The sequence below is a fragment of the Chitinimonas violaceus genome (genome assembly GCF_052601015.1).
Window position 1 is genome coordinate 1 of the sequence record NZ_JBQXDJ010000092.1, and the last position, 11,511, is coordinate 11,511.

7 protein-coding genes and 1 pseudogene are annotated in these 11,511 nt (G+C 51.1%); 7 read left to right on the forward strand and 1 reads right to left on the reverse strand.

Features of this window, described 5'->3' with window-relative positions; genetic code table 11:
- Positions 1–1,232: 1,232 nt before the first annotated feature.
- A complete protein-coding gene (locus ACUHMQ_RS18860; RefSeq protein ID WP_445297005.1) occupies positions 1,233–1,811 on the forward strand; it encodes a hypothetical protein in 579 nt (192 codons plus the stop codon).
- Positions 1,812–2,289: 478 nt separating this feature from the next.
- Here the strand turns inward: ACUHMQ_RS18860 and ACUHMQ_RS18865 are convergent.
- Positions 2,290–3,251: pseudogene (locus ACUHMQ_RS18865) on the reverse strand (IS110 family RNA-guided transposase).
- 449 nt (positions 3,252–3,700) lie between these two features.
- Between ACUHMQ_RS18865 and ACUHMQ_RS18870 the strand changes: the two are divergent.
- The 6 genes from ACUHMQ_RS18870 to rfbD all read left to right on the forward strand — a co-directional run bounded on the left by ACUHMQ_RS18870 (position 3,701) and on the right by rfbD (position 11,242).
- Positions 3,701–4,438 (forward strand): substrate-binding periplasmic protein, encoded by a 738-nt coding sequence (locus ACUHMQ_RS18870; protein ID WP_445297006.1) that lies wholly within the window; start codon positions 3,701–3,703, stop codon positions 4,436–4,438.
- 241 nt (positions 4,439–4,679) lie between these two features.
- Complete coding sequence (locus ACUHMQ_RS18875; RefSeq protein ID WP_445297007.1) at positions 4,680–5,642, forward strand: DMT family transporter; 963 nt, start codon at positions 4,680–4,682, stop codon at positions 5,640–5,642.
- Positions 5,643–5,764: 122 nt separating this feature from the next.
- On the forward strand, positions 5,765–7,567 hold the full coding sequence (locus ACUHMQ_RS18880) for an Ig-like domain-containing protein (protein ID WP_445297008.1): 1,803 nt from the start codon (positions 5,765–5,767) through the stop codon (positions 7,565–7,567).
- Between the two features lie 66 nt (positions 7,568–7,633).
- Positions 7,634–8,473 carry a dienelactone hydrolase family protein gene (locus ACUHMQ_RS18885; RefSeq protein ID WP_445297009.1) on the forward strand — a complete coding sequence of 280 codons (840 nt, stop codon included), beginning with the start codon at positions 7,634–7,636 and terminating at the stop codon, positions 8,471–8,473.
- 417 nt (positions 8,474–8,890) lie between these two features.
- Complete coding sequence (sbcB, locus tag ACUHMQ_RS18890) at positions 8,891–10,357, forward strand: exodeoxyribonuclease I (RefSeq protein ID WP_445297010.1); 1,467 nt, start codon at positions 8,891–8,893, stop codon at positions 10,355–10,357.
- Positions 10,358–10,369: 12 nt separating this feature from the next.
- Entirely contained in the window at positions 10,370–11,242 is an 873-nt protein-coding gene (gene rfbD / locus ACUHMQ_RS18895) for a dTDP-4-dehydrorhamnose reductase (protein ID WP_445297011.1), read from the forward strand.
- The last annotated feature ends 269 nt before the right edge of the window (positions 11,243–11,511 follow it).

Genomic DNA, 11,511 nt, shown 5'->3' on the forward strand with positions numbered 1-11,511 from the left:
GATTGGATCTGGTTCTACAATCACGAACGCCCTAACATGGCCTTGGGCGGTATTACCCCAATACAGCGGCTGGCCATGGTCGCATAGCGCTACTTCTGACTCCCCTTAAAAATGGGGGGATTACCATACCACTAAAAGCGGTAGTGATCAACCGACGGACCTCACTCGCGAAAAAGCTTAAGCACCAAGATATACACGTGCGTCGATGCCTTGAGCAGTCCCCTAAGCATAATACTCACGCGCAGTCAGATTCGGTGTTACATACGGAACTGGATTAGTGGCCTGTTATTGGATAGAGGCAGTGATCGCTGATAAGAGATATGACAGCAATGTCCTGATTCAGATGATCGAAGCACATGGCATTTGGAACTGTGTTCAAAACATAAAATTGCACACAAACATTTTAAATACCAAACAAGATCAATTAGTCAAACTGATCAGCAGTATTGATATGAAAAATAGGCTTACTCAAAGCGTTTCTATAACGAAATACTGCAGAGCATGCGTACATTTAGCACCAGTGTTAGCTATTAATTAAAATAAAAACAATTTGCAAACAATATTTAATTCAGCTGGATTTGATACTCTCTCAGTATTGACAAGCCCATAAAAATGGTAAGGGCAATTCTTGGCATAAATCGATATTTTCCTTCCTTCTTGATCTGCCCCCGCAGAGTCGAATTGGCATACTCAGCTCACTTCTTAACTTACAATGCATAAATTAAGAATAGTCTTATTTATTTATAAATAAGACTAGGAAACACGGCAAGGGCTTTAAGCAATTAGTCGATTCTAAGACCTGGTTCATTCTATATCCACCTGGAATAACAGTGCATGATGTTTAGTTCCCTCACTCCTTCTATCAGCGTGTGACTTATTTGCTCATTGAACAGAGCTATTTATTCATATCATGGGAACAAAAACCTATATCCGACATCCATACATCGTAAATCAACAGCAGATTAGTCCACCTTTATCAAAAGGTCTCAGCAGGAGAGAAACCCTTATTACGGCAACTTCAAAGATCAAACTCAGGGTGGTGACATTTGAACCCCAGCCAAAGGTAAGAATTACCACCAGACTAACTGCAATGATCAGTCTCTTTTTCATGGCTATTTAGCCAGTTAATCCTGGCCGTCGTTCAGCCAAGTAAAACTGCTAATACAAAGTCCAGGGAAAGAAAGTTGTCTCATTGCTTACAAAAAATGCTTTTTTTGGAGACTTAATTAAACATGATTACCACCATCATCAGCCAGTTGCTCCTCTATGCTCACGCATTGTTATTTGCTTTCGCCGTCGTTGATGTAATCCGAACGGATGTAGCGTTACTTCTATCCCGACGCATTGACATCGATAAGTTGCATAAGGCTGGGCGGTCAATTGCTTGGTTACTTGGCTTACTCTGGTTGACGGGTGGCGCTTTGATCCTGCTGACAGTGGGTTTTGACCTGGATGCAATTTCTAAATTGCCTAAATTAGCCACAAAACTTACCGTGGTGTCGCTCCTCACTGTTAATGGTTTACTGTTGCATTGGGTAGCTTTCCCCATGTTGGCTCACCCACAACGTTACCCTCGTTTCACGGCAACGGTCTGCGCTGTGTTGGGAGGGATTAGTTCAGTGACATGGTTATATGCTTCGTTCGTCGGTGTAGCACGCCTCATCGCTCCGGAAATGAGCTATTGCGAGTTTATGGTCCTCTATGGTGCAAACCTTAGCGCTAGCCTTGTAATTGCCCTATTAGTAGTTCGCTCACATATAGAACGCTTAGTTACCGCTTCTTTTGTCGACAAACCACACAGTTTTGTCTAATTACAACTCAATTACGAAAAGAAAAGATCAGGGAATCAGGGTGCGTTGATCATGGTTGTGTAATAGCTTCAGTTACTTGGTGAAGCTGTACCCCGATTGACCATGCCCTACCCCATATTGACTCACCCAGATTGAGTATGCACCCATTCACACTGAATTATAAACGACAGTAACAGATGGAATTTCTGTATATGGACCCTACCTCTTTTGCAAGTATCCCGGTCTTTGGCTGGAAGGTTCGACTGCTCACGTATATCCAGCCTCTTACTACAGCATTGAACTATCAATGCAGAGCCATGATGGGCTATTCGCGCGCCAATTCCCATTCGCTTTGTCGTGCTTCACGCACCTAGACACTCTCGGGGTTTATCAGCGCCGGTTCGACCTGTTTGCCATCTCTCGAGTTGCTCAGCAATCGGGGTTGATCTGCTCCTTGTTTGACTATTGGTACGTCTAATAAACCGGATCGTGGCTTGGGCTAGCTCAAGACGAAATCTGGTTGGTACTCAGTCTGGTTTTGCATCATCGCCCAGGCAATGCGTATGGTCTTGTTGGCCAAAGCCGCCACGGCCACATTCGCATGGCCATGCTCTCCAAGCCCGGTAACCGATCGACTTAGCCGATCTGTCTTGTATTTGGCGGTCCGCATCGCCGAGCGTGCGCCATGAATCAGCAATGTCCGTAGATAGGCATCGCCCCGTTTCGAAATGCCAAGTAGCCGCGCTTTACCTCCCGAACTATGCTGGGCTGGCGTGATGCTGATCGACACAGACATCTGCCTGCCATTCTTGAACCGCGCTGCATCGCCCACAGTGGCAATGATCGTCGTTGCAATCAGTGGACCGACACCCGGGAGCTGCATCAGCCTTCTCGTGGTTGGCAGACTCTGGGCGATCAATTCCACTTCGCGATCCAGCTCCTTTACTCAGCTATCCAGCCACAGCAGATCAAACCACAATCCACTCAACAGTCGCCGGAACCGGTGGGTTAAACCATTCTCCGTATAATAAGTCCTCGAATCTGACAGGCCTTGGCTGTGCGAGTGCTGATCAGTTCTGCGCGTATGCGGTGTACTGCTTGAATGTCTTGCTGCTCGACACGCTTGATTGATACAAAACGCATGTTCTTGCGAGATGCCGCCTCACAGATGGCTTCGGCATCGTTGGCGTCATTCTTGTTGCTCTTGACATAGGACTTAACGAACTGAGGTGCTATCAACCGAACTGTATAGCCCTTTGCTTCCAAGGTCCTTGCCCAATAATGTGCACTGCCACACGCTTCCATTGCGATCACACTGCCAGGCTCAACCTTCTCACAAAGTTCTTTGAGCCAGATATCGCGAGATAGCTTGCGCCGCCACACGGGTCTCTCGTCATAATCTACTGCATGAACCTGAAAAACCGACTTTGCAATATCAACGCCAACTCGAATGATTTTCATGATGGATTCCTCTTTAACGTTGACTGGTGGCTGGAACTACAAATCTGACACTTAGGTGCCGTTTAGTTGAGGAGGGGTCCATCCCATTGCTTCCAAGCAAGCTTACCGATAAAAACAAACGTCTTTGCCAAAGTTATTCCCAAAAATCGGCGCTTACCAAAGGTAAATGTACATCTCAAGAATGTCTCTAATGTTCTCCCTCTCTAATTTACGATACCTTGAGCAAGCCTTTAAAAAGAGTATCTAGTTAACTCTTAACAAGACTGAGTGCTACTTTAAGGCCAACAACCTTGCACTAACGCTCTTCATATTCTAAATTAAAATATAAAAGTGAGCCTCATACTCACCTATACAATCTTGCAACATGGAGGATAAGCAATAAATAACTCAGGGAAGAAGTGCCCTGCAAATTGTGCTTATTTCCTGCAGCATACTGAAAGGCGTAGATCATGATTCAATCGCCTTACAAAAAACAGCGCCTGAAATCGGCCTTTCTATTCTGTTTGATCTTATTAAAATCCAATACCCCATCCTACGCTACAGACGAATTTAAAGATCTGGTTATTTACACAGAGAACGACCCACCCTATGTCACAGTCGACCAAAATGGGAAAATAGGTGGGCTAGCCACAAAAAAATTGGACGATCTTCTTAAGGTAATGAATTTTCCGAAGGAAAATATCAAAGTCCAACCTTGGGCACGTTCTTATCAGGAATCATTGGTCAAACCCAATGTGATGATCTACCCAATTGTAAAGACACCGGAAAGAAGCGAAAAACTGGAATACATCTATAAGCTATACAACGCTACTGTATTCTTTTTTAAACTCACCTCCCGTAAAGATATCGTCATCAACAATCTAAATGACGCAAAGAAATACTCTGTTTGCGCAGTCAATAATGACTATCGTGCGGAGTTTTTAAAAAGCAGTGGATTTCCAAAAATAGACCACTCTGACGACTCAACCACCAATGTAAAGAAATTCATAGCTGGCCGTTGCGATATTTCTATTCTAACGGAGATTGGTCTTTATACGAAAATGGAAAAACTGAATTTGGATAGTACACTGGTTACCATTGCCCACCCATTAAAAGAAATAGACAGCGACCTTTATATCGCCATTAATAAAGGCACAGATCCTAAGACCATAGAGTCATTGAAGAAAGTCGTCGAGAAGTTGGAATAAATTTACGAACACCTTCCCTGCCCCTTTCATAGCACAACATCTATATTTTAAGAATAAAGAATGTGACTCTCTTCCCCATTCCGCAATACATCACTATGAATCTTTTCAAAGTCATTAAGACTTGGTAAAACAGCCGAGAAAGCAGAATTTGCAAGTGGTAAATAAGCATTCCCAGGTATTTTCAACGCCATATCACCGACATGTAGCAGACTTTGAACAGGCTCTTACACCGTAACAACCCATGCCACCCAAGTCACCAGCACTTGCCTATTTATTGCTCACCCTTACCAGCCTGTTCTGGTCGGGCAACTTTATTGTTGGCAGAGCAACCCACGCATCAATCCCCCCAATGTCGCTCAGTTTTGGCCGCTGGGTGATCGCGCTGGTCATTCTCCTGCCATTTACATTGAACCGCGTCTGGCATAACCGCATTGCCCTGCGCGAAAGCTGGCGACGCGTGCTATTGCTTGGCGCCATTGGTGTTGCCGGTTTCAATTCGCTCGCTTACGTTGGCCTGCATCACACCAGCGCTACCAATGCAGTACTGACCAATAGTTTTATCCCCATTCTCATTCTCTTGCTGGGTGCCATCTTTCTACGTGAGCCCATTACCCGTCGGCAGATCCTTGGGGTGGCCATCAGCTTTGCAGGGGTAATGACGATTTTCACTCATGGGGAACTTGGCCGCTTGCTGACGCTGGACCTCAACCACGGCGACATCCTATTGCTGTTGGCTGCGCTTGATTGGGCGATCTATACGCTACTGCTACGCCGGCTAGACCCAAAGATCGATCGCCTGGCGCTTCTGCTGGTGCTCATCGTAGTAGGGCTCATATGTATTACCCCCTTCTTCTGGTGGGAACTCTCGCAGGGACGTGTTGCGGCGTTGACACCAAGTAATGCCGCCACTTTCTTATATGTGGGGGTTTTTCCGTCGATATTGGCCTACTTGTTCTACAACTATGGCGTGGCCTGCGTTGGCCCGGCTCGGGCTGGAAACTTTATCCACCTGATGCCGGCATTTGGCACCCTGCTGGCTATCGCTTTCCTGGGCGAGCGCTTCGAGTGGTTTCATCTTGCAGGTATCAGCGGCATTTTTGCTGGCTTGTTACTGGGTAGTCTTAGAACTGGTTCAATGTCTCGCGAGCTAGGACAAGACAAGGCAAAAACGCCCGAGGAAGTGGAATTTACGCGTAGTAAATGAGCATTCCGAGAACGTTTCTAACGCCGTATTGCTAACGCGAAGCACACGTTGAACAAGTTCTTAAAACTTGCGAAACAGCATTCAAGCACCTGAAGCCCACCCTAATAACCAAGGAACCTGCTGTGTCTGCTTTCACTGCACGTGTCTACCTCGGATGCCTATTGTGCTGTCTGCTGGCGGCCTGCGGTGGCGGCGCGCCAGCGAGTACCACCACACCGACCACCACGTACCAGATTGCACTGTACGCCGATAGCAATAACCTGGCATCCGATGGCCAGACTGGTGTGGTGCTGACTGCTATCGTGAAGGACCAAGACAATCGGGTTGTCAGCGGGCAAACCGTCACCTTCAGCAGCGACTCGGGTAATTTAGGTTCTATTGTCGGCACAACAGATGCCACCGGCGCTGCCACTGCCGTGCTGTCCACCGCGGGTAACCCGGCAAACCGTACCATTCTGGTCACCGCCACCTTGGGCTCGAAAAATGCCAAGCTGCAGATCAGCGTTCAGGGCACCAGCCTTACTGTAAGCGGAAATCTCGACACTGTAGTGGGCGGGCAGGCAGTACTCACCGCAGTTCTAACCAACTCGACCAGTCAACCGATTGCCAATCAAGCGGTGACTGTCACCAGTTCTGCAGGCAACCCTATAGCACTCTCAGGCGTTACCGATAGTTTGGGAAGGGTTTCCATCACCCTCACAGGGCAAAATGTAGGGGCAGATATGGTGACGATTACTGCATTGGGTGCAACTGCCACCAGTACCGTCACCGTCAACAGCGTGCAAAGCCTGAGCTTTACCGCGCCTAGCGCCGGCACCGATGTATTGGTAGGTGCAAACCAGACGATTACCGCTCATTACGCCATCAACGGTACCCCGCAAACAGGCGTCAGCGTCAATTTTGCAGCCAGCCGCGGCACTTTGAGTGCCAGCACGATGACGACAGATAACAGCGGCAATGTCAGCACCGACTTTAGCAGCAGCTCGGCAGGGCCTGTCGTCATCACCGCCAGCGTACCTAGTGGCAGTACCCAACTTAGCTTTAACGTCAAAGCCACTACACCGGCCAGCATCGCTTTGCAGTCGACCCGCAGCACGCTGGGCTTGCGCGAGGAAACCCAATTGACCGCCACAGTACGCGATGCCAATGGCAACCTAGTGGCCGACCAGCCTGTCAGCTTCAACCTGATACAGGACAGCACAGGCGGGGCGCTTTCCGCAGCCTTGGTGCGCAGCAACACTGGTGGGCAAGCCAGCATCACCTATACCTCTGGCGGGGTGGCCTCTGGCATCAACGGTGTAACAGTGGGGGCAACCGTTGCCACCAGCATCGCCGCCACCACAAGGCTGACCGTGGCACAGGCTGGCGTAGCGATTTCTCTGGTTCAAGACAATCTCCTTGAACTAGGTACCAATCCCAATTTCTACAGCAAGCAATTCACCGCCATCGTCACCGACTCGGCCGGTAACCCGGTAAGCAACCAGACTGTCGAATTCCGCGTCAAACCCGAACGCTACTACAAGGGCGGCTTGGTTTATGACGATGTCGCAGGGTTATGGGTTGTCTCCCCTCCCGCGATAAGCTGTGCCAGAGAAGATACCAACAGCAACGACTCACTCGACGCGGGTGAAGATTTGAACGGCAATGGTCAACTCGACCCCACACCAGCCGAAACCATCACCCGTACCGCCGTCTCCGACAGCAATGGTATGGCAACCATCAACCTGCTCTACCCGCGTGAACGTGCCCTCTGGTTGGATGTACGTATCGAAGCCTACGCTGGCAGCATTGGCAGCAATCTGCCGCAAAGCGTGCGTTTCTTTCACTTAGCTCCCATGGTCGACGACATGTTGGATAGTCTCGTAGCACCACCCAACTTTGACAGCCCCTTCGGCATCGTACAGGACTGTACTTCACCAAACTGATCTCCTCCTTCCCCGCCCCTGCCGCTACGGGGCCGCCTTTCCTTCGCTTAACTTTCCGGAGTACGCATGTCACCCAGCCTTAACCGCCGTGAATTCGTCACCGCCTCGCTCGCCACCGGGTTTGCACTGGCAGTTCTGCCCGATGCCTCCGCAGAGGTGATCAATACCCCTGCGGATGGTCTTGTCGTGGGTCAGGTGAAAATTCCAGTAAAAGGTGGGGATATGCCAGCCTACCGTGCTATGCCAGAGGGCAAAGGCCCCTTCCCAACCGTGCTGGTTGTGCAGGAAATCTTTGGCGTACACGAACACATCCGCGATGTATGCCGCCGTCTGGCCAAAGCGGGTTATTTTGCCGTCGCGCCCGAGCTCTACATGCGGCAAGGGGATGTCTCCACGATCCCCAACATTCCGGACATCGTGCAGAAAGTTGTCTCCAAAGTACCGGACGCGCAGGTGATGGACGATCTCGACAAGACTGTTGCCTGGGCCAAGGCGTCAGGCCAGGCGGACACCGCGAAACTCGGCATTACCGGTTTTTGCTGGGGTGGGCGCATCACCTGGCTTTACGCAGCACACAACCCCAGCCTTAAAGCGGGCGTAGCTTGGTATGGCAAGCTCGTGGGAGAGGCCAATGCGCCACTGACACCAAAGCACCCACTCGACATCGTCGGCGCACTCAACGCACCGGTATTGGGACTATATGGCGAGGCAGATACCGGCATTCCCATGGCCTCGGTCGAACAAATGCGAGCTGCGCTCAAAGAGGCAAACAAACCTTCCGAAATCGTGGTCTACCCAGACATGCCACATGGCTTTCATGCCGACTACCGCCCCAGCTATCGCCAGGAAGCCGCAGAGGATGGTTGGAAGAGGTTGTTGGCTTGGTTCAAGAAGAACGGCGTGTAGCGCCTATTCATGATCTTACTGCGCAGCCGTGATCAGGGCTCATGTGCTGCTCGCTACAGATCATAAATAGCCTTCCTAAAATCTGTTCAAAGTCTTGCGAGCTAGAGCAATGACAAGGCGAAGACACCCGAGGAAGCGGAGTTTACAAATGGTAAATGAGCATGCCGAGGGTGTTTTCAACGCTGTATTGCTGACGCGCAGCAGACTTTGGGCAGGTTTTTGAGAGAACATGACCTACGTCAAGATTTAATGCGTCCAAAACAAGCAAGATAGTGCTCCCCTCCCCAGAAGTAGTAAGAAGTAAGCACTTCAGGCATGCCACATGGCATGCCTGTTTTTTGTGCTGATGAAGAAGCTGATTGCCCCCAGAGACAAGCCAGCCTAGAGTGCCGCCATTCCTCATCAGACACTTTAGCTATGTCCGCATCACCCAGCTTTTTCTGGCACGACTATGAAACCTTCGGCATACGCCCCCAGCGCGACCGCCCAGCCCAGTTTGCCGGCGTCCGCACCGACCTGGACCTGAATATCATTGGCGAGCCGGTCGAATTATTCTGCCAGCCGACCGACGACTTCCTGCCCGAACCGGAATCGGTGCTCATCACCGGCATCACCCCGCAAATGGCGGCCAGTAAAGGTGTACTCGAAGCCGAATTTGTCAATCGCCTGCACGCCGAGCTGGCAGCGCCCGGTACCTGCGGTGTGGGTTACAACACCCTGCGGTTTGACGATGAACTCACTCGTCATCTGTTCTGGCGCAATCTTATAGAACCCTATGGCCGGGAATGGCAAAACGGCTGTTCACGCTGGGATTTACTCGATTGTGTACGCGCTACCTATGCTTTCCGCCCGGAAGGCATCGTCTGGCCAGAACGGGAAGACGGTAGCGGCGCGCCCAGCTTCAAGCTGGAACACCTCACTCAAGCCAATGGCGTTGCCCATGAAGCCGCGCACGATGCTCTCAGCGACGTCATGGCCACTATCGCCCTTGCACGTCTGATCAAAGCCCACCAACCGCGCCTGTTCGATTTCTGCTTCAAGCTGCGCAAAAAAGACGCTGTAGCGACGGAAATCGGCCCTTACGACGGACACCTCTTTTTGCATGTCTCGGGCATGTACCCTACCGCTCAGGGCTGTCTGGCCCCCGTTGCAGCCATCGGTGCACACCCGACGAACAAGAATGAAATACCCTTGTGGGACTTGCAGCACGACCCGGCTGAGCTGTTCGACCTCAGCGCCGATCAGATACGTACCCGCTTGTTCACCCGCAAGGAAGAGCTGGCCGAAGGCGAAACACGCTTACCCATCAAAACCGTGCACCTGAACAAATCCCCGGTTGTAGTGAACAACTTGAAAGTACTGAGCGCAGAACGTGCTGACGCCCTGCAACTGGACCTGGTGAATGCTCAAGCCAACGCAAGCAAGCTAGCCGGCCTGTTGGCCCAGCACAGCACCACGCTGGCCAACAAGCTCAAGCAGGTTTACAGCCGCGAACAGAATCAGCCCGCCCGGGATGTGGATGAAGCGCTTTACGATGGTTTCCTCGGCGACAATGACCGCCGCCTGCTCGACAAGTGCCGTGCTCAAAACCCACAGGCATTGGCTGGCATGGCGCTGAATTTCAACGATATGCGACTCAATGAGCTAGTGTTTCGCTACCGTGCGCGCAATTGGCCAGACAGCCTCAGCGAACCTGAGCAAACCCGCTGGCAACAGCACCGTGCGGAACGGCTGCTCGACGGTGCAAGCGGCTTTCTCAACCTCGACGGATTACACGAGAAGCTCGCTGCGCTGCGCGAAGAATGTAAAGACGACACAGCCGCGATAACCCTACTAGATGAGCTTGAAGCCTTTGCCGAACAGCAAACCGAGGACCTGCTTTAATTAAATCCAACTATGCACACCATCCTACTCACTGGCGTAAATGGCCAAGTTGGCCACGAACTGCGCCGCAGCCTGCAGGGTCTGGGCTATATCCATGCGCCCAGCAGTACCGACTTGAACCTGGCCGATGCTGATTCGCTACGCAAAACAGTTCGGGCCATCAAGCCCACACTCATTATCAACCCTGCTGCCTATACTGCTGTCGACAAAGCCGAAAGCGAAGAGGATCTCGCCTTCGCCATCAACACCATGGCCCCCGGCATACTGGCCGAAGAAGCCAAGCGGCTCGGTATCCCGCTCATTCACTATTCGACGGACTATGTGTATTCGGGCGAAGGCACCTCCGCGTGGCAGGAAAGCGACCCGGTGGCGCCCCAGAATGTTTACGGTGCCAGCAAGTTAGCAGGAGAGGAAACGATACGCGCCAGCGGCTGCAACCATCTCATCCTGCGTACCAGCTGGGTGTACGGCGCGCGCGGCAAGAACTTCCTGCTGACCATGCTGAAGTTCGGCCGCGAACGCGACAGCATGAATATCGTCGCCGACCAGATTGGCGCACCCACCTGGTGCCGTACCATTTCCGACCTGAGCACCCACATCATCGCAAGCCAACCCGACTGGCAGGCCGTATCGGGCACCTACCACATGGTGAACAGCGGCGAAACCAGCTGGTATGGTTTTGCACAAGCCATCTTCGCACTGGCCGCGGCGCGTGGCGATAAGGTGCCAAGTACACTGAATGGCATCGCGACAGAAGACTACCCAACTCCCGCGAAACGACCGAAGAATTCACGGCTCAATCTGGACAAGCTACAGACCACGTTTGGCTTGATACCGCCTGGTTGGGAAGAAGCTCTGGCCATGTGTTTTGAAACACTGCGTTAATCTCCGTCATCCGCTCTCCACAAAACGGTATATGGCCGATTCAGAAAATCACTGCAATATCTGCCGAAGCGCTGCCTTCAATCATTGAAGAGTGACAAACTACGAGTTGGAAAAGATCTTAGAACCTGTCTAAAGTCTGCTGTGTGAGGTAGCCTGAATTCCGTAGACACACCTGATTGGTAAACTTGAGCCAACAGGAGGCTGCGGTGAGTAAGAGAGAAACACAAAGCTATACGTCGGAATACCGAGCGGAAGCCATCAAGTTAGTG

Bases quoted from the DNA above. Each gene is read 5' to 3' on its own strand.
- rfbD (WP_445297011.1), top strand. From the start codon at position 10,370: ATGCACACCATCCTACTCACTGGCGTAAATGGCCAAGTTGGCCACGAA.
- ACUHMQ_RS18860 (WP_445297005.1), top strand. From the start codon at position 1,233: ATGATTACCACCATCATCAGCCAGTTGCTCCTCTATGCTCACGCATTG.
- ACUHMQ_RS18870 (WP_445297006.1), top strand. From the start codon at position 3,701: ATGATTCAATCGCCTTACAAAAAACAGCGCCTGAAATCGGCCTTTCTA.
- sbcB (WP_445297010.1), top strand. From the start codon at position 8,891: ATGTCCGCATCACCCAGCTTTTTCTGGCACGACTATGAAACCTTCGGC.
- ACUHMQ_RS18885 (WP_445297009.1), top strand. From the start codon at position 7,634: ATGTCACCCAGCCTTAACCGCCGTGAATTCGTCACCGCCTCGCTCGCC.
- ACUHMQ_RS18875 (WP_445297007.1), top strand. From the start codon at position 4,680: ATGCCACCCAAGTCACCAGCACTTGCCTATTTATTGCTCACCCTTACC.